The sequence below is a fragment of the Pseudomonas sp. PKS genome, from assembly GCF_051913525.1.
Classification (GTDB): Bacteria; Pseudomonadota; Gammaproteobacteria; order Pseudomonadales; family Pseudomonadaceae; genus Aquipseudomonas; species Aquipseudomonas guariconensis_D.
Map to the genome: position 1 here is coordinate 50,902 of NZ_JBEGDO010000004.1, position 21,487 is coordinate 72,388.

Annotated in this window: 24 protein-coding genes, 1 tRNA gene and 1 pseudogene; 7 read left to right on the forward strand and 19 right to left on the reverse strand. The window is 62.9% G+C overall.

Annotated elements, in window-relative coordinates; genetic code table 11:
• Window positions 1-15 precede the first annotated feature (15 nt).
• From hscB to trmJ, 7 genes are all read right to left on the reverse strand, one after another.
• Window positions 16-537 carry a co-chaperone HscB gene (hscB, locus tag ABOA88_RS05825; RefSeq protein WP_196169658.1) on the reverse strand — a complete coding sequence of 174 codons (522 nt, stop codon included), beginning with the start codon at window positions 535-537 and terminating at the stop codon, window positions 16-18.
• Between the two features lie 8 nt (window positions 538-545).
• Window positions 546-869: an iron-sulfur cluster assembly protein IscA gene (gene iscA / locus ABOA88_RS05830; protein ID WP_043208089.1), complete on the reverse strand. Its 324-nt coding sequence runs from the start codon at window positions 867-869 to the stop codon at window positions 546-548.
• A 42-nt stretch (window positions 870-911) separates the two neighbouring features.
• Complete coding sequence (gene iscU, locus ABOA88_RS05835; RefSeq protein ID WP_043208088.1) at window positions 912-1,298, reverse strand: Fe-S cluster assembly scaffold IscU; 387 nt, start codon at window positions 1,296-1,298, stop codon at window positions 912-914.
• Window positions 1,299-1,344: 46 nt separating this feature from the next.
• Window positions 1,345-2,559, reverse strand: coding sequence for an IscS subfamily cysteine desulfurase (locus ABOA88_RS05840; RefSeq protein ID WP_043208086.1), 1,215 nt, complete (start codon window positions 2,557-2,559; stop codon window positions 1,345-1,347).
• Window positions 2,560-2,601: 42 nt separating this feature from the next.
• On the reverse strand, window positions 2,602-3,093 hold the full coding sequence (iscR, locus tag ABOA88_RS05845) for a Fe-S cluster assembly transcriptional regulator IscR (RefSeq protein WP_043208084.1): 492 nt from the start codon (window positions 3,091-3,093) through the stop codon (window positions 2,602-2,604).
• Window positions 3,094-3,261: 168 nt separating this feature from the next.
• Window positions 3,262-4,047 carry a serine O-acetyltransferase gene (gene cysE / locus ABOA88_RS05850; protein WP_196169659.1) on the reverse strand — a complete coding sequence of 262 codons (786 nt, stop codon included), beginning with the start codon at window positions 4,045-4,047 and terminating at the stop codon, window positions 3,262-3,264.
• Window positions 4,048-4,053: 6 nt separating this feature from the next.
• A complete protein-coding gene (gene trmJ, locus ABOA88_RS05855; protein ID WP_196169660.1) occupies window positions 4,054-4,824 on the reverse strand; it encodes a tRNA (cytosine(32)/uridine(32)-2'-O)-methyltransferase TrmJ in 771 nt (256 codons plus the stop codon).
• A 150-nt stretch (window positions 4,825-4,974) separates the two neighbouring features.
• Between trmJ and suhB the strand changes: the two genes are divergently transcribed.
• Window positions 4,975-5,793: a type III secretion system regulator SuhB gene (suhB, locus tag ABOA88_RS05860; RefSeq protein ID WP_043208077.1), complete on the forward strand. Its 819-nt coding sequence runs from the start codon at window positions 4,975-4,977 to the stop codon at window positions 5,791-5,793.
• A gap of 143 nt (window positions 5,794-5,936) precedes the next feature.
• Here suhB and ABOA88_RS05865 read toward each other — a convergent pair whose 3' ends face one another.
• The 6 genes from ABOA88_RS05865 to queA form a co-directional block, all read right to left on the reverse strand.
• Window positions 5,937-6,485, reverse strand: coding sequence for a glycine zipper 2TM domain-containing protein (locus tag ABOA88_RS05865; protein ID WP_043208074.1), 549 nt, complete (start codon window positions 6,483-6,485; stop codon window positions 5,937-5,939).
• A 119-nt stretch (window positions 6,486-6,604) separates the two neighbouring features.
• Entirely contained in the window at window positions 6,605-7,513 is a 909-nt protein-coding gene (gene secF / locus ABOA88_RS05870; RefSeq protein ID WP_196169661.1) for a protein translocase subunit SecF, read from the reverse strand.
• Between the two features lie 10 nt (window positions 7,514-7,523).
• Complete coding sequence (gene secD, locus ABOA88_RS05875; RefSeq protein ID WP_367851384.1) at window positions 7,524-9,386, reverse strand: protein translocase subunit SecD; 1,863 nt, start codon at window positions 9,384-9,386, stop codon at window positions 7,524-7,526.
• A gap of 63 nt (window positions 9,387-9,449) precedes the next feature.
• Window positions 9,450-9,785: a preprotein translocase subunit YajC gene (gene yajC, locus ABOA88_RS05880; protein WP_023382222.1), complete on the reverse strand. Its 336-nt coding sequence runs from the start codon at window positions 9,783-9,785 to the stop codon at window positions 9,450-9,452.
• 43 nt (window positions 9,786-9,828) lie between these two features.
• The gene (gene tgt / locus ABOA88_RS05885; protein ID WP_167358102.1) at window positions 9,829-10,944 is read right to left on the reverse strand and encodes a tRNA guanosine(34) transglycosylase Tgt; all 1,116 of its coding nucleotides are present in this window, start codon (window positions 10,942-10,944) and stop codon (window positions 9,829-9,831) included.
• A gap of 14 nt (window positions 10,945-10,958) precedes the next feature.
• The gene (gene queA / locus ABOA88_RS05890) at window positions 10,959-12,008 is read right to left on the reverse strand and encodes a tRNA preQ1(34) S-adenosylmethionine ribosyltransferase-isomerase QueA (RefSeq protein ID WP_367851383.1); all 1,050 of its coding nucleotides are present in this window, start codon (window positions 12,006-12,008) and stop codon (window positions 10,959-10,961) included.
• A gap of 108 nt (window positions 12,009-12,116) precedes the next feature.
• Between queA and ABOA88_RS05895 the strand changes: the two genes are divergently transcribed.
• From ABOA88_RS05895 to ABOA88_RS05905, 3 genes are all read left to right on the forward strand, one after another.
• Window positions 12,117-12,201: transfer RNA gene (locus tag ABOA88_RS05895), tRNA-Leu, on the forward strand.
• Window positions 12,202-12,335: 134 nt separating this feature from the next.
• Window positions 12,336-13,451, forward strand: coding sequence for a hypothetical protein (locus ABOA88_RS05900; protein WP_367851382.1), 1,116 nt, complete (start codon window positions 12,336-12,338; stop codon window positions 13,449-13,451).
• A 263-nt stretch (window positions 13,452-13,714) separates the two neighbouring features.
• The gene (locus ABOA88_RS05905) at window positions 13,715-14,194 is read left to right on the forward strand and encodes a GNAT family N-acetyltransferase (RefSeq protein WP_196169665.1); all 480 of its coding nucleotides are present in this window, start codon (window positions 13,715-13,717) and stop codon (window positions 14,192-14,194) included.
• A 9-nt stretch (window positions 14,195-14,203) separates the two neighbouring features.
• On the opposite strand, the pseudogene ABOA88_RS05910 reads toward ABOA88_RS05905, so the two are convergent.
• From ABOA88_RS05910 to ABOA88_RS05930, 5 genes and pseudogenes are all read right to left on the reverse strand, one after another.
• Window positions 14,204-14,333: pseudogene (locus ABOA88_RS05910) on the reverse strand (addiction module antidote protein); the annotation flags it as partial.
• A 33-nt stretch (window positions 14,334-14,366) separates the two neighbouring features.
• The gene (gene phnE, locus ABOA88_RS05915; RefSeq protein ID WP_196169666.1) at window positions 14,367-15,134 is read right to left on the reverse strand and encodes a phosphonate ABC transporter, permease protein PhnE; all 768 of its coding nucleotides are present in this window, start codon (window positions 15,132-15,134) and stop codon (window positions 14,367-14,369) included.
• Window positions 15,131-15,958 (reverse strand): PhnE/PtxC family ABC transporter permease, encoded by an 828-nt coding sequence (locus tag ABOA88_RS05920; protein ID WP_196169667.1) that lies wholly within the window; start codon window positions 15,956-15,958, stop codon window positions 15,131-15,133. Before ABOA88_RS05920 ends, phnE begins: the two co-directional genes overlap by 4 nt.
• Entirely contained in the window at window positions 15,952-16,746 is a 795-nt protein-coding gene (locus ABOA88_RS05925; RefSeq protein WP_196169668.1) for a phosphonate ABC transporter ATP-binding protein, read from the reverse strand. The genes ABOA88_RS05920 and ABOA88_RS05925 overlap by 7 nt, the downstream gene beginning before the upstream one ends.
• Window positions 16,743-17,597, reverse strand: a complete 855-nt coding sequence (locus ABOA88_RS05930) for a putative selenate ABC transporter substrate-binding protein (RefSeq protein WP_367851381.1) — start codon at window positions 17,595-17,597, stop codon at window positions 16,743-16,745. Before ABOA88_RS05930 ends, ABOA88_RS05925 begins: the two co-directional genes overlap by 4 nt.
• Window positions 17,598-17,717: 120 nt before the next feature.
• Here ABOA88_RS05930 and selD point away from each other — a divergent pair, with 120 nt between their 5' ends.
• Both selD and mnmH read left to right on the forward strand, forming a co-directional pair.
• Window positions 17,718-18,752, forward strand: a complete 1,035-nt coding sequence (selD, locus tag ABOA88_RS05935) for a selenide, water dikinase SelD (protein ID WP_367851380.1) — start codon at window positions 17,718-17,720, stop codon at window positions 18,750-18,752.
• A complete protein-coding gene (gene mnmH / locus ABOA88_RS05940) occupies window positions 18,752-19,870 on the forward strand; it encodes a tRNA 2-selenouridine(34) synthase MnmH (RefSeq protein WP_367851379.1) in 1,119 nt (372 codons plus the stop codon). Before selD ends, mnmH begins: the two co-directional genes overlap by 1 nt.
• A gap of 83 nt (window positions 19,871-19,953) precedes the next feature.
• Here the strand turns inward: mnmH and ABOA88_RS05945 are convergent, their stop codons facing one another.
• Complete coding sequence (locus tag ABOA88_RS05945; protein WP_367851378.1) at window positions 19,954-20,880, reverse strand: LysR family transcriptional regulator; 927 nt, start codon at window positions 20,878-20,880, stop codon at window positions 19,954-19,956.
• Between the two features lie 91 nt (window positions 20,881-20,971).
• Between ABOA88_RS05945 and ABOA88_RS05950 the strand changes: the two genes are divergently transcribed.
• Window positions 20,972-21,445, forward strand: coding sequence for a DMT family transporter (locus tag ABOA88_RS05950; RefSeq protein WP_196169673.1), 474 nt, complete (start codon window positions 20,972-20,974; stop codon window positions 21,443-21,445).
• Window positions 21,446-21,487: the final 42 nt, after the last annotated feature.

The window sequence follows — 21,487 nt, forward strand, 5'->3', positions numbered from 1 at the left end:
CGGGCAACGCCGGAGTTAATCGTCGAGGCGCTCTTCGAGTTGGCGCACTTCCTGGGCGAGCTTGTCGAGGAACTGCATGCGGCGCATCAGGCGCTCAGCCCTGTCACGCTCGGCAGCCACGTCCCAGCAGGCGGCGAAGTCCTCGTTCAACGTCTCCTGTGCGACCTTAAGGCGCTTCTTGAACACCGCCACACCGTCCAGATCGGCTTCGTCCTGCAGCTCTTCGAGCTCTTCGCGCCACTGCATCTGTTGCAGGAGGAAGTCCGGGTCGTGCACGGTGACTTCCTGGGGCACTTCATGGCCACTGATGGCCAGCAGGTAACGGGCACGGCGCGGTGCGCTGCGCAAGGTCTGGTAGGCGTCGTTCAGAGCCGCCGATTTTTCCAGCGCCACGCGCTGCTCACGCTCGGAGGCATCGGCGAAACGGTCCGGATGGACCTCGCGGGCCAGCTCGCGGTAGCGATTGGCCAGCTTATCGAGGTCCAGACGGAAGCCAGGCTGGAGGTCAAACAGGGCGAAATGGCAAGGAGTACCCACGTCAAGCCTCAGACATTGAAGCTTTCGCCGCAGCCACACTCACCGCGCACGTTGGGGTTGTTGAACTTGAAGCCTTCGTTCAACCCTTCCTTGACGAAGTCCAGCTCGGTGCCATCGAGGTACACCAGGCTCTTCGGGTCGATGATGACCTTCACGCCATGGTTCTCGAACACCTGGTCTTCGGCGGCCAGTTCATCGACGAACTCCAGGACGTAGGCCAGGCCCGAGCAGCCGGTGGTGCGCACACCCAGGCGGATGCCTTCGCCCTTGCCGCGCCCTTCGAGGGAACGCCGCACATGGTTGGCGGCGGCTTCTGTCATGCTGATAGCCATCGGAACTCTTTCCTCAACGTCAGTGGCCTTGCGACAGGCGACTTAGAGCAAGCCTTTCTTCTGCTTGTAATCGCGCACGGCCGCCTTGATGGCGTCCTCGGCGAGTACGGAGCAGTGGATCTTCACTGGCGGCAACGCCAGTTCTTCGGCCAGCTGGGTGTTCTTGATGGTCTCGGCCTCGTCCAGGGTCTTACCCTTCATCCACTCGGTGGCCAGGGAGCTGGAGGCGATGGCCGAGCCGCAACCGTAGGTCTTGAACTTGGCGTCTTCGATGACACCCTGCTCGTTGACCTTGATCTGCAGGCGCATGACGTCGCCGCAAGCCGGCGCGCCGACCATGCCGGTACCGACATCCGGATCATCGGCGTTCATCTTGCCGACGTTGCGTGGGTTTTCGTAGTGGTCGATGACCTTTTCACTGTATGCCATGGTGCAATTCCTTCCTCATCAGGGAGCCGCTCTTGCTGGCGACTGCTTAGTGGGCGGCCCACTCGATCTTGGAGATGTCAACGCCGTCTTTGTACATGTCCCACAGCGGCGACAGCTCACGCAGTTTGTTCACGGCCTCGCAGACTTTCTGCGCGGCGTAGTCGACTTCTTCCTCGGTAGTGAAGCGGCCGAAGGAGAAGCGGATCGAGCTGTGCGCCAGTTCGTCGTTGCGCCCCAGGGCGCGCAGCACGTAGGACGGCTCGAGCGAAGCAGAGGTACAGGCCGAACCGGACGATACGGCGATGTCCTTGAGCGACATCAGCAGCGACTCGCCTTCAACGTAGTTGAAGCTCAGGTTCAGGTTGTGCGGCACGCGGGCCGTGCGGCTGCCGTTGACGTACAGCTCTTCGAGGTTGGATACCTGCTCGAAGAAGCGGTCGCTCAGGGCCTTGATGCGCGCGTTCTCGGCGGCCATTTCCTGCTTGGCGATGGCGAAGGCTTCGCCCATGCCAACGATCTGGTGGGTCGGCAGGGTGCCCGAACGCATGCCGCGCTCATGACCACCACCATGGATGATGGCTTCCAGGCGTACACGCGGCTTGCGGCTGACGTACAGCGCACCGATGCCCTTCGGACCATAAACCTTGTGCGCCGAGAACGACATCAGGTCGACCTTGAGCTTCTGCAGATCGATCTCGACCTTGCCGGCCGACTGTGCGGCGTCAACGTGGAACAGCACGCCACGCGAGCGGGTCAGCTCACCGATGGCGGCGATGTCGTTGATCGAGCCGACTTCGTTGTTCACGTGCATCAGCGAGACCAGGATGGTGTCTTCGCGCAGAGCAGCCTCGACCATGGCCGGGGTGACGATGCCGTCCTCGCCCGGTTCCAGGTAGGTGACCTCGAAACCTTCACGCTCGAGCTGGCGAGCGGTATCCAGGACCGCCTTGTGCTCGATCTTGGAGGTAATGATGTGCTTGCCCTTGGTCTGATAGAAGTGCGCCACGCCTTTGAGGGCGAGGTTGTCGGACTCGGTGGCACCGCTGGTCCAGACGATCTCGCGCGGGTCGGCGTTGATCAGCTCGGCAACCTGGCGACGGCCGTTCTCGACCGCTTCTTCGGCCTTCCAGCCGAAGACGTGGGAGCGCGAGGCCGGGTTACCGAAGTTCCCGTCGACCAGCAGGCAGTCGGCCATCTTCTGGGCGACGCGGGGATCGACCGGAGTGGTCGCGGAGTAATCGAGGTAGATCGGCAACTTCATTGAGTATCTCCTATCAGGCGGTGGCGTCGCTCGTCGCTGCTATCAGTCGACGGCGGACGTCTCAATCTTGTCCAGCTGGGCGGTACGGCCCGCGACGCGTCGCAGGTCCTGGCGGTGGGCAACTTCCTGCACCTCGCGGCGCATGACGAGGTCGGCCAGGCTGATACCACTGAGAAATTCATGGATCTGCTGGCTGAGGTCGCACCACAGGTGATGGGTCAGACAGGTGTCACCGGCGTGACAGTCCCCCAAGCCCTGGCAACGGGTGGCATCGACCGATTCGTTGACCGCATCGATGACCTGGGCCACCTGGATGGTTTCCATGCCCCGCGACAGCTGGTAGCCGCCACCCGGGCCGCGCACGCTGGAGACCAGGCTGCTGCGGCGCAACTTGGCGAACAGCTGCTCCAGATAAGAGAGGGAAATGCCCTGGCGCTCGGAAATGTCGGCCAAAGACACCGGCCCATGCTGCGCGTGCAACGCCAGATCGAGCATGGCAGTCACGGCATATCGGCCTTTGGTAGTCAGTCGCATGGCTAGTGGGTACCACGGGAGTTACAGGATGTGAGCGAGTATGCGATTCCCGAGCATTTAAGTCAACTATTAGACCTAGTGCTTTAGTCGGGTTTGCTTCAGGGAGGCGGGCGCGAGTTTAACAGACCAGGGGCGCGAGCACACGCCCCGTGTGTCATGGCGCCGTAATCAATGCGGCTGAGTGTCGCTCTGTGCGGCCTGCTTGACTTCGACGAAGTCTTCCTCGGGCAGCGCAGGCAGCTCCTTGCCACAATAATCACTACCGAGCTTGGTCAGCGCCCCGCACATACCCTCCAGCCGCTCGTCGACCGCTTGCAGATGATCGAGCATCTGGCCAATTGCACGGGCGACCGGGTCAGGCATGTCGCCGCTGACGCCGTAGGCATCAAAGCCGATCTTTTCAGCCATGGCCTTGCGCTTGGCCTCGACCTCGGCGTCCTCGGTCTTGACGATGATACGCCCCGGAATGCCAACCGCCGTGGCGCCCGCCGGCACCGCCTTGGTAACCACGGCATTGGAACCTATCTTGGCCCCGGCTCCGACAGTGAACGGGCCGAGCACCTTGGCCCCCGCTCCCACCACCACACCGTTCTCCAGGGTCGGATGGCGCTTGCCCTTGTTCCAGCTGGTGCCGCCGAGGGTCACGCCCTGGTAGAGGGTGACATCGTCGCCGATCTCGGCGGTTTCGCCAATGACGATGCCCATACCATGGTCGATGAAGAAACGTCGGCCGATGGTCGCTCCCGGATGGATCTCGATGCCGGTGAGCCAGCGACCGAAGTTCGACACCAGGCGCGCCAGCCATTTGAAGTCGCGAATCCACAAGGCATGGCCCAGACGGTGCAGCCAGATCGCATGCATGCCCGGGTAGCAGGTCAGCACCTCGAAGGCGTTGCGCGCCGCAGGGTCACGATGGAATACGCTCTGGATATCTTCACGCAGACGCTCGAACATTTCTTTCTAGTCCTTCCGTTTATGCGGCTCGCCCCGGGCGACTTTCTGGGTCTCGGTGAGAATGCCGCGCAAAATGCTCATTTCCGAACGATTGACCGAGCTGCGCCCATAGAGCCTGCGCAGTCGCGGCATCAGATGCTTGGGCTTTTCAGGGTCGAGGAAGCCGATTTCCACCAGGGTCTTCTCCAGGTGTTCATAGAACAGCTCCATTTCGTCCATGGTCGCCAGCTCACCGCTACGCAGCGAGTTGGCTTCGAACTTCTCGACCTTGGTTGGCGAACCTTGTGCCGCCAGCCAAGCCATGCGCACCTCGTAGGCGAGCACCTGGACCGCGGCGGCAAGGTTCAGCGAACTGAAGTCGGGGTTCGAGGGAATGTGCACGTGGAAGTGACATCGCTGCAGCTCTTCGTTGGTCAGACCGGCGTGCTCACGACCGAACACCAGGGCGATTTCCTCACCAGCCCCCGCCTGCTCGACGGTCTTTGCACCGCATTCGCGGGGGTCGAGCAAGGGCCAAGGAATGCTGCGGTCGCGGGCACTGGTGCCGATCGCCAGACTACAGCCGACCAGCGCCTCTTCGAGGCTATCGACCACTTGGGCATTTTCCAGCACGTCATCGGCGCCCGATGCGCGGGCGGTGGCGTCCACCGCGGGGAAATCCAGTGGCTGAACCAGCACCAGGCGCGACAAGCCCATGTTTTTCATGGCTCGCGCAGCGCCGCCGATATTGCCGGGGTGGCTGGTATTGACCAGAACAACACGAATATTTTGCAGCAAGGTGTAGAGCTCACAGAGACAGGAAAAGGGGGAGTCGATCTTACAGAACCGACAGACGTAACGCCATGAAAGCAAATGTCACCCTTCTGCCGGAACAGTTTTCTGATAGAATGTGCGGCTTTCTTCTTTAACATCCCAGGTGAAACGCCCATGCAGCCTATGCTGAATATCGCGCTGCGCGCCGCTCGCAGCGCCAGTGAACTGATTTTCCGCTCCATCGAACGCCTGGATAGCCTCAAGGTCGACGAGAAAGACGCCAAGGATTACGTCTCCGAAGTCGATCGCGCCGCCGAGCAAACCATCGTCAATGCCCTGCGCAAGGCCTACCCGAACCACTCCATCCAGGGTGAAGAGACCGGCCTGCACGCCGGCTCCGGCGAGGAAGGCAAGGACTACCTGTGGATCATCGACCCACTGGACGGTACCACCAACTTCCTGCGTGGCGTTCCTCACTTCGCCGTTAGCATCGCCTGCAAGTACCGTGGCCGCCTCGAGCACGCCGTCATCGTCGACCCGGTTCGCCAGGAAGAATTCACCGCCAGCCGCGGTCGCGGCGCCCAGCTCAACGGCCGTCGCCTGCGCGTCAGCTCGCGCACCAGTCTGGAAGGCGCCCTGCTGGGCACTGGCTTCCCGTTCCGCGACAACCAGATGGCCGATCTGGACAACTACCTGGGCATGTTCCGCGCCCTGACTGGCCAGACCGCCGGCATCCGCCGCGCCGGCTCCGCCAGCCTGGACCTGGCCTACGTTGCCGCCGGCCGTTTCGACGCCTTCTGGGAGTCGGGCCTGTCCGAGTGGGACATGGCCGCTGGCGTACTGCTGATCCAGGAAGCTGGCGGCCTGGTGAGCGACTTCAATGGCGGCCACGACTTCCTCGACAAAGGCCACATCGTCGCGGGCAATATCAAGTGCTTCAAGGCCGTGCTGACTGCCATTCAGCCGCACCTGCCCGAGCACATGAAGCGCTAAGCGCCGATTGCTGCATAAAAAAAGCACCCCTCGGGGTGCTTTTTTTATGGCTCAGAGAAACACCACAAGCTCAGTGCAAGCCTAGCACCTGTGGGAGCGGTTTTACCCGCGACAAGGCCAGCACCAGGGTGCCGGCGTGAGCGTCACTGGCCTGCCTGGTTTTCGCTAAGGACCAGATTGCCGTTCTTGTCCAGCGGAATGGTCGAACCCGGTTCGTGGTTCATTTTCACCCGCCCGACCTTGTCACCAATGGAATAGGTCACGTTGTAGCCGACCACTTTCTCGCTCAAGTCATTGACGGTGTTGCAGCGGGTTTGCGTGGTGGTATAGGTGTCACGCTCCTGCATACCCTCCTGCACCTTGTTCCCCGCATAGCCGCCACCGACCGCACCGGCCACGGTCGCAATCTTCTTGCCGGTACCGCCACCGATCTGGTTACCCAGCAGGCCACCTGCGATTGCTCCAACCACGGTACCTGCGATCTGGTGCTGGTCCTTGACCGGCGCCTGGCGCGTGACCGCGACGTCCCGACAGACCTGACGCGGCGTCTTGATGGTTTCCTTGATGGGCTGCACGTCCGTAACCTGGGCGTACTCCGGCCCTTTGTTCACCAAGCTGTAGGTCGCCACAGCACCTCCGGCGGTTACACCGACAGCACCCAGAACCGCACCCACCAGCATTGATTTATTCACGTGAACCTCCTGATCGTACCCGCGGGCTCGCGCCCGCCTTCTCCCAGCCTTGGAGCAAAAAAAAAGGCGCGAGTTCAGTACTCGCGCCTCTCTTTACGCCAAATGGCGCAGGAAACAGCTTACGGACGATCGTCCACACCGTCAGTCTTGGCAGGCGGAATCAGGTCTTCACTGCTCAGATTCAGCCAGATCAGCACCACGTTGGCGATGTAGATCGACGAGTAGGTACCCGCCATGACACCGATGAACAGCGCCAGGGAGAAGCCGAACAGGTTATCGCCACCGAAGAACAGCAGCGCGGCGATAGCCAGCAAGGTCGACACCGAGGTGGCGATGGTACGCAGCAGGGTCTGAGTGGTCGAAACGTTGATGTTCTCGATCAGCGAGGCCTTGCGCATGACGCGGAAGTTCTCACGAACCCGGTCGAAGACGACGATGGTGTCGTTGAGCGAGTAACCAATGATCGCCAGCACCGCCGCCAGCACCGTCAGGTCGAAGGTGATCTGGAAGAACGACAGGATACCCAGCGTCACCACCACGTCGTGGATCAGCGAGACGATCGCACCAACGGCGAACTTCCACTGGAAGCGGAATGCCAGGTAGACCAGGATGCCGCCCAGGGCCAGGAGCATGCCCAGGCCGCCCTGGTCACGCAGCTCCTCACCTACCTGCGGGCCGACGAACTCGACACGCTTGACGGTCGCCGGGTTGTCGCCGCCCGCCTTCTGCAGGGCTGCGGCCACCTTGTTACCCAATTGCGGGTCGTCACCAGGCATACGCACCAGCAGGTCGGTGGTGGCACCAAAGCTCTGCACCACAGCCTCGTGGAAGCCGGAGTCGACCAGCTCGGCACGTACCGCCTTGAGGTCCGCAGGACGCTCATAGGTCAGCTCGATCAGCGTACCGCCGGTAAAGTCCAGGCCGAAGTTCAGGCCCTTTTGCCACCAGCTGAACAACGCCAGGACAGTCAGGAGCGCGGTGATGGCGAACGCGACGTTGCGTACGCCCATGAAGTTGATGGTTTTCATGTCAGCTCCCTCAAACCCACAGCTTCTTGATGTCACGCCCGCCACAAGTCAGGTTGACCAGTGCACGGGTCATCATGACGGCGGTGAACATCGAGGTGAAAATCCCGAGGGACATGGTGACCGCGAAGCCTTTGACCGGGCCGGTACCCATGGCGAACAGGATGCCGCCGACCAGCAGCGTGGTCAGGTTGGCATCGACGATCGCCGAGTAGGCACGATTGAAGCCTTCATGGATGGCGCGCTGTACCGACATGCCCGCTGCGATCTCTTCCCGGATACGCGAGAAGATCAGCACGTTGGCGTCTACCGCCATACCCATGGTCAGTACGATACCGGCGATACCCGGCAGGGTCAGGGTGGCACCGAGCAGCGACATCAGCGCCAGCAGCAGCACCATGTTGCCCGCCAGAGCGATGGTCGCCAACACGCCGAAGGCTCGGTAGATGGCGATGATGAACAGCGAGACGAACAGCATGCCCCATAGGGACGCATCGATACCTTTGGTGATGTTGTCAGCACCCAGGCTCGGGCCAATGGTGCGCTCTTCGGCGAAGTACATCGGCGCCGCCAGGCCACCAGCGCGCAGCAGCAGGGCCAGCTCGGACGATTCGCCCTGGCCGTTCAGGCCAGTGATACGGAACTGGCTGCCCAGCGGCGACTGGATGGTCGCCAGGCTGATGATCTTCTTCTCTTCCTTGAAGGTCTGGACCGCGACGTCTTTCTCGACACCGTTGACCATCTGCTTCTCGTAGCGGGTCATCGGCTTCTGCTCGATGAAGATCACCGCCATGCTGCGCCCAACATTGGTACGGGTGGCGCGGCTCATCAGTTCGCCGCCGTGACCGTCGAGACGGATGTTCACCTGCGGACGGCCATGCTCATCGAAGCTGGCCTGGGCGTCGGTCACCTGGTCACCTGTGATGATCAGGCCACGCTCGACTGCAGCGGAACGGCCGCCTTCGCGGAACTCGAAGACCTCGGTGGTAGCCTTGGACGCGCCCGGCTCGGCGCCGAAGCGGAACTCCAGGTTGGCGGTCTTGCCCAGGATACGCTTGGCCTCTGCGGTGTCCTGTACGCCTGGCAGCTCGACCACGATGCGGTTTGCACCCTGACGCTGAACCAGCGGCTCGGCAACGCCCAGCTCGTTGACCCGGTTACGGACGGTGGTCAGGTTCTGCTTGATCGAGTATTCGCGGATCTCGGCGACTTTGGCCGGGGTCAGCGCCAGACGCAGCACGGCGAGCTCGTTGCGCTCGGTGGTGGTCAGGTCGAAGTCATTGAAATTCTTGCGGACCAGGCTACGGGCCTGTTCGCGGGTGGCATCGTCGGCGAAGCCCAGCATGATCGCGCCGTCCTGCTGAGGCAGGCTGCGGTAGCGGATGCGCTCTTTGCGCAGCAAGGTCTTGACCTCGCCTTCGTAGACTTTCATTCGGGCGCTCATGGCCTTGTCCATGTCCACTTCCAGCAGGAAGTGCACACCACCGGACAGGTCCAGACCCAGTTTCATCGGGCTGGCGCCGAGGCTGCGCAGCCATTGCGGGGTGGTCTGGGCGAGGTTCAGGGCCACGACGTAATCATCGCCCAGTGCCTTGCGCACCACATCCTTGGCCGGGAGCTGGTCTTCCTGGTTGGTCAGGCGCACCAGCGCACTGCCCTTCTCACCCAGGCTGCCGCCCTTGACGGCGATACCGGCATCGGTCAGCGCCTTGGTGGCGCGATCCAAATCGGCCTGGCTCACATGCAGCGCGGAGCTCGCACCGCTGATCTGCACCGCCGGGTCATCCGGGTAGAGGTTGGGAGCGGAATAAATAAAGCCGATCGCCAGTACCACCAGGATCAGCAGGTATTTCCACAGAGGGTATTTGTTCAGCATCACGCCGCCCGTTCAAGACGCGGGGCGCGTTGCGCGCCCCGACTGGAAAAGATAACCGGTAACTCAGATAGCCTTGAGCGTACCTTTTGGCAGGGTCGCGGCAACGGCGCCCTTCTGGAACTTCAGCTCGACGTTGTCGGACACTTCCAGTACCACGAAGTCATCGGAGACCTTGACGATCTTGCCGGCGATGCCGCCGTTGGTGACAACTTCGTCACCTTTTTGCAAGTTGCTCAGCAGGTTCTTCTGCTCCTTGGCGCGCTTGGCCTGCGGGCGCCAGATCATCAGATAGAAGATGACCAGGAAACCGACCAGGAAGATCCATTCAAAGCCGGTACCGGCAGGACCGGCGGCAGGGGCTGCAGCGTCCGCGTAGGCGGCGGGAATCAAGAAGCTCATTGGGCACTCCTAATGGATATTTTCTAATAATGAATGCGAACAGTCAGTCCAAAGGCGGCACAGGCAGCCCGCGCTTGGCGTAGAAGGCGTCGACAAAGGCGGCCAATTTACCTTGTTGAATAGCCTCGCGTAAACCGGCCATCAAGCGCTGGTAATGGCGCAAGTTGTGGATGGTATTCAGCATGCTGCTCAACATTTCGCCGCATTTATCCAGATGATGAAGATACGCGCGCGAGAAGTTGGTGCAGGTGTAGCAATCACAGGTCGGATCGAGCGGCGAATCATCATGACGATGGAACGCGTTACGGATCTTGATCACCCCGGTATCGACGAACAGATGACCGTTGCGCGCATTGCGCGTCGGCATCACGCAGTCGAACATGTCGACGCCGCGGCGCACACCCTCTACAAGATCCTCCGGCTTGCCTACCCCCATAAGGTAACGAGGTTTGTCAGCCGGCATCTGGCCTGGCAGGTAGTCCAGCACCTTGATCATCTCGTGCTTGGGCTCGCCCACCGACAGACCACCAATGGCCAGGCCGTCAAAACCGATGTTTTCAAGCGCTTCGAGCGAGCGCATGCGCAGGTCTTGATACATACCGCCCTGAACGATACCGAACAGCGCCGCAGTGTTGTCGGCATGAGCATTCTTCGAGCGCTGAGCCCAGCGCAGCGACAGCTCCATGGAGGTGCGCGCCACGTCGTGCTCGGCCGGGTATGGCGTGCACTCGTCGAAGATCATCACGATGTCCGAGCCCAGGTCACGCTGGACCTGCATGGACTCCTCAGGCCCCATGAACACCTTGGAGCCATCGACCGGAGAGGCGAAGGTCACGCCCTCTTCCTTGATCTTGCGCATGGCGCCGAGGCTGAACACCTGGAAACCACCGGAGTCGGTGAGAATCGGGCCTTTCCACTGCATGAAATCGTGCAGGCTACCATGCTTCTTGATCACCTCGGTGCCGGGACGCAGCCACAGGTGGAAGGTGTTGCCCAGGATGATCTCGGCGCCGATGGCTTCGATGTCGCGTGGCAGCATGCCCTTGACCGTGCCATAGGTGCCCACCGGCATGAACGCCGGAGTCTCTACCGTGCCACGGGGGAAGGTCAGGCGGCCACGACGGGCCTTGCCGTCGGTGGCCAGCAGTTCGAACGACATTCGACAGGTGCGACTCATGCTTGATCCTCGGGGCCGCGTGGCGCCGGATTGCGGGTGATGAACATGGCATCACCGTAACTGAAGAAGCGGTACCCCTGCTCGACCGCCGCCGCGTAGGCAGCCATGGTCTCGGGGTAGCCGGCGAAGGCCGAGACCAGCATGAGCAGCGTGGACTCCGGCAGGTGGAAGTTGGTGACCAGGGCATCGACCACATGGAACGGCCGACCCGGGTAGATGAAGATATCGGTGTCGCCGCTGAAAGCCTTCAACTGGCCATCACGGGCGGCGCTCTCCAGCGAGCGCACGCTGGTGGTACCCACGGCAACTACCCGGCCACCTCGGGCGCGACAGGCCTGGACGGCGTCCACCACCTCCTGGCTGACCTCCAGCCACTCCTTGTGCATGTGGTGGTCTTCGATCTTGTCCACGCGCACAGGCTGGAAGGTACCGGCGCCCACATGCAAGGTGACGAAAGCACGTGCCACGCCCTTGGCGGCGATTTTTTCCAGCAGCGCCTCATCGAAATGCAGGCCTGCAGTCGGCGCCGCCACGGCGCCTGCGCGCTCGGCATAGACCGTCTGGTATCGCTCGCGGTCGGCACCTTCGTCCGGGCGGTCGATGTACGGCGGCAGCGGCATGTGCCCGACACGCTCCAGCAGTGGCAGGACCTCCTCGGTGAAGCGCAGCTCGAACAGCGTCTCGTGGCGCGCCACCATCTCGGCCTGGCCACCGCCATCGATGAGGATCTGCGTGCCCGGCTTGGGCGCCTTGCTGGCACGCACATGGGCCAGCACCCGGTGGCTGTCCAGCACGCGCTCGACCAGCACTTCCAGCTTGCCGCCGGAGGCCTTCTGGCCAAACAACCGCGCCGGGATCACCCGGGTATTGTTGAAGATCATCAGGTCGCCGGGGCGCAGGTACTCCAGCAAGTCGGTGAATTGCCGGTGCGCCAGCTCCCCGCTCGGCCCATCTAGGACCAGCAGACGGCTGCCATGGCGCTCGGCCAGGGGATGACGGGCGATCAGGGAATCGGGGAGTTCGAAGGAAAAATCGGCGACGCGCATGATGGTGTTCGGTTCGACAGGGTCGGAAAGTTTAGCCCAACGAACGAAAATTGACCATGAAACCCGATTGACCGACCCACGGCGGCTCTCTATACTGCGCCACCACAAGCCCTGATGGCGGAATTGGTAGACGCGGCGGATTCAAAATCCGTTTTCGAAAGGAGTGGGAGTTCGAGTCTCCCTCGGGGCACCAAGATCCGAAAGAAACCGACCTTATGGTCGGTTTTTTTATGCCTGCCTCCCTGCACAGGGAAACGTTACCGAATCGACCTCCCCCGTCCGTGAACCACACGCTGAGTGTTCACTCAAACAACGGGGTCCTCCCACATGATCTACCGCTCTTTCATCCTGGCGAGCCTTATGTTCGCCGGCGTCACCAACGCCACCGCCCACCCCACCGACCACCCCAAACGCCTAGCCCTCAGCGTTAAGCATGCCACGGCGCGCTGCGTCGACCATCCTATACCTCCTGACTCATCGACCCGCTGCGAGGTTTCAGCAGTCGCTCATGCCGGCAACCGGCTGATTTTTGCCAACGATAAACCCCTGCCTGGCACTGGCGTTACACCGCTTTTCAGCCTAGCCAAGAAGAAACACAAGATCGCCCCCCACACACCCACTCCACTGATCAACCCCGCGTTCAATCAGGTTCGCAAGCTCGAAGCCATGACGCGTACGCTCGATGGGCGATACTTGATCGCTAGCAGTGCCTTCAACCGTGTCGGCACCGACGCGGACCCAAGCAACGACGCCTACAGCACCATTCTCTATTGGCCAGTCGACCGTCCGGACGCCGTTCAGGTGCTTTCGCCTTCGAGTCGGGGCGGTATCACGAGCTCGCGCGAACTGCATGCTCAAATCGCCAAGGCGCTGGGCGCCCCGTTCTTCCAGATCGAAGGCATGTCCGTAGCCCCTGACAATAAGCTTCTGCTGGGCGTACGCAAGCAGGGCGAGGACTACAAGCATTCGGAGGATGTTTTCAAGATCCTGGTCGCGCCTTTCACGATGGCCTCAGGACAGATGCGCTTGACCGGTGATTTTCAGCTGCTTTTCGAATTCACGCCGAAGGTGCCAGGAAGCGACGAGGTATTGGGGCTGGCCTCGATCGAATACGATCGATTCGATAAGCGAACCCTATATGCGCTGACCAGCACCGAAGACGACACGTCCATTGGCGGCTACCTGTGGTCCATTCCTGTCCGGCCTTTGCTGGAGCGTCAAGCGCTCACTCCACGCCTGGTCGTGGACAGGACTGGAGCCCCAGTGCGTTTTGGTAACAAACCCGAGGGGTTGGAGGTCATGTCGTCATCGACGCTGCTGGTGGTACACGACGACGATCGATACAAGGTCAAGACATCCCGTACCAGCAAGGCCAGCAAACCCGAGGAGTTCGCCTATAGCTCCATCCGACTCTGGCTGCACCCCGATGGGCCGCGTGATTGACGCTAAACGAGCAATGACGCCGATGGGCATCGAGGTTGCGACAGGCATCGGATCGCTGGCGGATGACCTTGATGCCGATGGAGCAAGGCGCTCACCTGATCACCTGAATCAACCGACCAGGCGAACGCTACGCACTCCATCGCGCGACAAACCAGCACCCACACGGCGCGCGTCGCTCAGGCGCTCCCACGCCTGTCCGTCTTGCTACGAGATTGGCAATGCCAGCAGTATGTACATAAAGGCCCATCATCAAAGGCATACCCATGAAGTTGTCACACCGCCCAGTCCACAACGATGACATCCCGGCCATCTGCTGTTTCCCCCAAGGCCCGGACGAGCTGTTCTACATGTTCCCCAAGGCCACCTACCCGCTCACGCCCGACCAACTGAGCGATGCCATCGCACAGCGCAGCGGCTCGACGGTGGTCGAGGGCGATGGGGTGGTGCTGGGCTTTGCCAATTTCTATAAAGCCGAGCACGGCGGCATCTGTGCGCTGGGCAATGTAGTCGTCGCCCCGGCCGCCCGTGGCCATGGGGTGGCACGCTACCTGGTGCAACACATGATCGCCCTAGCTCGGGAGCAGTACGCGGCGCGGGAGGTGTGGGTGTCGTGCTTCAACCACAACACGGCGGGGTTGCTGCTTTATCCACAGCTAGGCTTCGTGCCGTTTGGCATCGAAGAGCGCCAGGCGCCGAATGGCAGCCGGGTGGCATTGGTGCAGATGAGGCAGGTGCTCGCATAGAACATGGAGTCAACGCGACACGGAATGAGGTTGGGCGAAGGTCGATTCCCAGCACACGAATCCCCCTCAAAACGGTATCGAAGCGTGGTTTCGCACCGGGCCTTAGCGCCTTGTTAAGGCTTTCATGACCTGGGCCGCTGTCTGCAGTCACGAGTGACAGCGGCCCCACGACTCAGGCGCGCACGTAGCGTTGCCGCAGCACGTCGCTGAAGGCATCCACCAGCAACACCAGCACCAGCATGCCGATGATCACGGTGCTGGCCTGGGCTTCTTGGAACAGGCTCAGGGTGGTGTAGAGCATCTGCCCCAAGCCGCCAGCACCGACGAAGCCGAGCACGCTGGCCATGCGGATGTTGTTTTCCCAACGGTAGAGGCTGTAGGCAAGCAATTGCGGCCAGAGGTTGGGCAGGGTGCCAAAGCAGAATGCCGCGGCTTGGCTACCACCTTGCAGGCGAATGGCCGCGGCAGGTTCTGGCGGCGCATTCTCCAGGGCCTCAGCGAACAGCCGGCCCAGCACGCCGGCGGTGTGCAAGGCCAGGGCCAGGGTCCCGGCATTCGGGCCGAGGCCTGCGGCGAGCACTGTCAGGGCTGCCCAGACCAGTTCAGGAATGGCGCGCAAGGCATTGAGCACCATGCGCGCAACGGCCTGTAGCGGCCAGCCGAAACGCCCGGCCGCCGGCAATGCCAACAGCAAGCCCAGGATCATCGCCAGCAGCGTGCCGAGGCCGGACATGGCCAACGTTTCGAGGGCGCCCTGCCCCACCGCCTTCAGATGCTCCGAAGAGAGGTCCGGACTGAGGAAGCGGTGGGCGTACTCGCCCATCTGCGCCAGCCCGCCATTGCCGATCACCGACGCCATGTCCAGCTCCAGGTAGCTGAACGAAGCGACCACAGCGCTGAGGATGGCGGCGATCACCAGCAGGTTGATCAGACGGTTCATACCAGCCTCCCGCGCAGGAAGCGACTGAGCAGATCAGCGAGCATCACCAGCACCAGGAACGCCAACAGCATGCTCGCCACCTCGGCCCCGGCGAACATACGCATGGACAGGTCGATCTGCTGCCCCAGGCCGCCCGCACCGACAAAGCCCATCACCACCGAGGCGCGCACCGCACACTCCCAGCGATACACGGTGTAGGACACCACCTCCGCCGCAGCACCCGGCAGGATGCCGTAGAAGAACGCCATCAACCGCCCGCTTCCGGCCTGCAACAGCGCATGGGCCGGGCGCTGGTCGACCGATTCGAAGATTTCCGCGTAGACCTTGCCGAGCATGCCGGCGTAGGTGATGGCAATCGCCAGCACGCCAGCCGTAGGCCCCAGGCCTACGGCGCGCACGAACAACAAGGCCCAGACGATCTCCGGCACGCTGCGCAGAAACACCAGCAAACCGCGCACCGGCATACGCAGCAGCCGCGACCAAAGCCCCGGGCGACCACCCCGTGAGGCGGCCCTCAGCGACAGGGCGCGACTGGCCAGAAGGCTGGTCGGCACGGCGAGCAGCAGCGCCAAGGCCATGCCAGCGGTGGCCACGGCCAGTGTCTGCAAGGTGGCTTCGAAGAGCAGCGAGAGAAAGTCGGCGTCGTGCGCCGGTGGCCAGAAAGCGCTGACGAAGCTGCCCATCTGCTGACGGTTTTCCGCCTGCAGCAGCACACCAGGGTTCAGCTCGCTCAAGCGCAGCCCAGGCCACAGCAACGCCAGAGCGAGCAGGGTCAGCAACAGCCGGGGCAATGCCGCAGGGTCGCGTGTGTCGGCCTTCAGCATCGCGGAATCTGTACCGTCAGGGTCGGCCCAGGGGTGGGCGGCGAGGCCAGCTGTTCGTTGGCATAGAGTGCATCGAGCAGGCTCTCGGTCACCGCCTGGGCCGGGCAGTCGAATGCGACCTGACCTTCGCGAATCCCGATCACTCGGGGAAAGTGCGCCAGCGCCAGATCGACTGCGTGCAGGCTGGCCACCAAGGTCACGCCGTTGTCCTGGGCATGACGATTGAGCAGAGCCAGGCTGTGGTCGGCGAGCACCGGGTCCATGGCCGAAACCGGCTCATCGGCCAGCAATACTTCAGGCCGCTGATACAACGCTCGGGCAATGCCGACCCGCTGCAACTGACCGCCGGACAACTGCCCACACTGAACGAACAGCTTGTCCGCCAGCCCCAGCTCGGCCAACGCCTGACGAGCCCCAGGCACATCGCTCGGGTAGATCAAGTTGAGCAGGCCACGCAAGATGCCCCATTGCCCCAGGCGCCCGGCCAGCACCGCCGTGACCACGCGCTGGCGCGGTGGCAACGGCGGCGCCTGGTGCACCAGGCCGACCCGCGCGCGCAGGCGCTGGCGGGCCCTGGCAGACAGCGCCCAAGGCTGCTCGCCGAGCAGTTCCAGGCGCCCGGCACTGGGCTGGACAGCCGTCGCCATCAGGTGCAGCAGGCTGGACTTGCCGGCCCCGGAAGGGCCGATGATCGCCACCCGCTCACCTTTGTCGATGCGCAGGCTCACCGCATCGAGGGCGCGAACCTGGCCATGGCGCAGGCCGGCGCCGTGCAGATGGATAGTCACTTGAGCAGACCGGCCTCACGGGCAGCTTGCTCGGTGCCTGCGTAGTTTTCAGGCTGGGTTTCGATGAAGCGGCTGGCGGCCTGCAGGTCGAGGATCGCCTTGTGCTCCGGGTTGGCCGGGTCCAGCGCCAGGAAGGCTGCCTTGATCTTCGCTTTCAGGGCCGGGTCCATGTTGCCACGCACGGTCCAGTTGTAGTCGTAGTAGGTCGGGGTGGTGGCAAAGACCTTGACCTTGCTGGTGTCGACCTTGCCAGCATCGACCAGCTTCTGCCAGACACTGGCGTTGAGCACACCACCATCGACCTTGCCCGCCTGGACCCAGGCCACGGTAGCATCGTGGGCGCCGGAGTAGGCAACGCGGCTGAAGTAGCTCTCAGGCTTGATGTTGTCTTCCTTGAGCATGAAGTAGCGCGGCATCAGGCTGCCGGAAGTCGAGGAGATCGAACCGAAGGCGAACGACTTGCCCTTGAGGTCGGCCAGGCTCTTCACGTCCGGGTTGGCGGTGATGAACTTGGACGTGAACTGGGCATCCTGCTCGCGCTGCACCAGCGGCGTGGCGGTCGGGTCCTTCAGGTGCACCTGGACGAAGGTGAATCCGCCCAGCCAGGCCATGTCCAGGCGATTGGAGGCCAGCGACTCGACCACCGCCGGGTAATCGGCCACCGGTACGAACTTCACGTCCATGCCCAACTGCTTGGATAGGTATTCACCCAGCGGCTTGAACTTGCGCAGCAGTTCGGTCGGCGCTTCGTCCGGGATGGCGCTTACCCGCAGGGTGTCAGCAGCCTGGGCAATGACGGCACAGCAAGACAGCACGAGACCGGCGGCGACCGCCAGGGGACGTTTGAGCATGGGATTCTCCGGTTCAATAGCGGGGAAAGGCCGGCAACGCGCCGACCGGGGGATTATAAGAGCCGCTGGCGCAAAGGCCAGCTTTGCTACAATCGCGCATCACGAAAATCCGAGGTGCGTATGAGCGAACCGATTCGTCTGACCCAGTACAGCCATGGCGCCGGCTGTGGTTGCAAGATCTCCCCCAAGGTGCTGGATGTGATTCTCGCCGAAAGCGGCACCCAGGCCCTGGACCCGAAACTCTGGGTCGGTAACGCCTCGCGCGACGATGCCGCCGTGTACGCCCTGGACGATGAACGCGGCGTGGTCTCGACCACCGACTTCTTCATGCCGATCGTCGACGACCCTTACGATTTCGGCCGCATCGCTGCCACCAACGCCATCAGCGATATCTACGCCATGGGCGGCGACCCGCTGATGGCCATCGCCATCCTCGGCTGGCCGGTCAACGTCTTGCCGCCGGAAGTCGCCCGCGAAGTCATCCGCGGCGGGCGCGCCGTGTGCGCCGAAGCCGGTATCCCGCTGGCCGGTGGTCACTCCATCGACGCGCCCGAGCCGATCTTCGGCCTGGCAGTCACCGGCGTGGTCAGCAAGCGCCACCTCAAGCGCAACGACACCGCCCACGTCGGCTGCCGCCTGTACCTGACCAAGCCCCTGGGCATCGGCATCCTCACCACCGCCGAGAAAAAGGCGAAGCTGCGCACCCAGGACCAGGGCCTGGCCCGCGACTGGATGTGCACCCTTAATACCCCCGGCAGCCGCTTCGGCAAGCTCGACGGCGTCAAGGCCATGACCGACGTCACCGGATTCGGCCTGCTCGGCCACCTTGTGGAGCTGGCCGAAGGCAGCGGCCTGACGGCGCACCTGCGCTACAATGCCGTGCCACGCCTGCCCAGCGTCGATCACTACCTGGCCGAGGGCTGCATCCCTGGCGGCACCCTGCGCAACTTCGACAGCTACGGCCACAAGATCGGAGCCTTGAGCGAAGACCAGAAGCACCTGCTGTGCGACCCGCAGACCAGCGGTGGATTGCTGGTGGCGGTCAGCCCCGAGGGCGAGGCCGAATTCCTCGCCGTAGCCGCAGAACTGAACCTGGCCCTCTCGCCGATCGGCGAGCTGGTCGAGCGACAGACCCACGCGGTCGAGGTGCTTTGATGCGCAACGACTGCACCGACTACCGCCAACTGTTCCTCGACGACGTGCCGATGATGGACATGCGCGCGCCGATCGAATTCGCCAAGGGCGCCTTCCCCGGCGCCGTCAACCTGCCGCTGATGAACGATCAGGAGCGGCAAAAGGTCGGCACCTGCTACAAGCAGCAAGGCCAGGCCGCCGCCATCGCCCTGGGTCACCAGCTGGTCGGCGGCGCCATCAAGCAGGCGCGCCTGGAAGCCTGGGCGGCGTTCGCCAAGGCCCACCCTGACGGCTACTTGTACTGTTTCCGCGGCGGCCTGCGCTCGCAGATCGTCCAGGGCTGGCTGAAGGACGAGGCCGGCATCCAGTACCCGAAGGTCAAAGGTGGCTACAAGGCCATGCGGACCTTCCTGCTGGAAACCACCTTGCAAGCTGTCGAGCAATGCGACTTCGTGCTGGTGGGCGGTCTCACCGGCACGGGCAAGACCGACGTGCTGCTTCAGTTGGACAACGTGCTCGACCTCGAAGGCCACGCCAACCACCGCGGCTCGAGCTTCGGCAAGCGGGCTACGGCGCAGCCGGCACAGATCGATTTCGAAAACCAGCTGGCCATCGACATCCTGAAGAAGCGCGCCCGCGGGATGCAGCAGTTCGTTCTGGAAGATGAAGGGCGCATCGTCGGAAGTTGCTCGGTGCCCCTGGAGCTGTACCAGGGCATGCAGCAGTACCCACTGGTATGGCTGGAAGACAGCTTCGAAAACCGCGTGGAGCGCATCCTGCGTGACTACGTGATCAACCTGTGCGCCGAGTTCGTCGCCTTGCATGGCGAAGAAGACGGCCGTCGGCTGTTCGCCGAACGCATGCTGCAAAGCATGGGCAACATCCACAAGCGCTTGGGCGGTGAGCGCTTCCAGCGGTTGTCGGCGCTGCTGGGTCAGGCCCTGGACGAGCAGTTGCGCAGTGGCGCGGTGGATCTGCACCGGGGATGGATCGAAGGGTTGCTCAACGAATACTACGACCCGATGTACGCCTACCAACGCGAAGCCAAGGCAGAGCGTATCGAGTTTGCCGGGGACGGGGTCGAGGTGCGCGAATACCTCAAGGCCCGGGCCAAACGCGAGCCACGCGTCGCACCTTAGTGCCACGCGCCCCTGCCCGGGACAAGTCGGGGGCGCCGGACCGGCGCTCCCGTGGCGACGGTGCCATCCTCATAACCCTGCGCTCAACTGGCTAAGTTCGGCACATCGTGTTCATCGCAAAGCGTACGGATGAGTTCACGCAGCCAGCGGTGACCGGCATCGCCCTCGCGCCGGGCGTGCCAGGCCTGGGTAAAGGCAAACGGCGCGATCGGCAGTGGTGGCGCAAAGCAGCGCAGCCCAGGGTCGAGCCGGGTACCCGCCAGGCTACGGCGGGCCACGGTCAGAATGAGGTCCGTACCGCTGATAACGCCTTGGGCCACGCCCCAGTGCGGCAGGGTGAGCGCGATCCGTCGCCCCTGACCCGACGCCTGGAGCGCCAGGTCGATCTCGTTGTCTATGCCCGGTCGCACGGCCACCAGCACGTGAGGACGCGCCAGCCACTGGGCCAGCGAAAGCCCTGTGCGCGCCGGCAGACTGTGGCGATCCGCCAGGCAGATGAACGACTCCTCGAACAGCACCTGCATCCGCACTTCCGAAGGCAGATCGGGAAACACACCCAACGCCAAGTCCACTTCACCATCGATCAATTGTCCGACCATCGCCTCACGGCTGCCTTGGGACACCACCAGGTCGATGCCTGGCGCCTCCTCTCTGAGCGTGCGCATCAATCCCGGCAACACCACCCGCGCACCATAGTCCGACATTGCCAGGCGAAAGGTGCGGCGCGCCCGGTTCGGTTCGAAACGCGGACTGCCCAAGAGGCCGTCGAGCTGTTCGAGAGCCTGCTCCAGTGGCTCACGCAGGGCCTGGGCACGACTGCTCAAGTGCAGACGGCCGCCCCGGCGCACCAACAGTGGGTCGGCGAAGATGTCTCGTAGCTGGGCCAGCGCATGGCTCACGGCAGGCTGGCTGCGGTGCAGGCGTACGGCAGCCCGGGAAACATGCTGCTCGCTGAGCAAGGCATGCAGGGTCAACAGCAGGTTGAGGTCGATACGGCGCAAATCATCCATCTGACGAATACAGCCTGTGTGAATTTCGAATTTCCATCATTGAAATGGATAAACAACACTGCGCCTAGTGTTTTTCCACAGGAGCCATTCGATGCCACACGCCCTCTCCCTCTCAGCCGTCCTCCCTTTGCTCGTTGCGTTGCTGGCAGGCGCGGCCGTACCTTTCCAGGCCGGCAGCAATGCCGCGCTCGGTCGCTTGCTGGGACACCCTCTGTGGGCGGCGGGGGTATCGCTGACCGTCAGCCTGCTGATGCTGGTCCCTGCCTTGCTGATGATGCGCGCGCCAGTGCCGCAATTGCAGAACTTGGCCCAGGCACCCTGGTGGGCCTGGTTTGGCGGTGTGGCGGGCGTGCTCTACATCACCGCAGCGCTGGTACTGACACCCCGGTTGGGGGCTGCGGGATTCATCGTCTGCGTGATCGCCGGGCAGGTGCTGTCGTCACTGCTGATCGACCAATGGGGGTTGATGGGGTTGCCGGAACGGCCGGTCAACGCTCTGCGTCTGGCGGGCGTGGGGATGATCGTGATGGGGATGCTGGTGGTGCAGTGGGGTACGTCTCGCTGATGTGTTGCCTGCGCCGCCTCTTCGCGGGTAAACCCGCTCTCC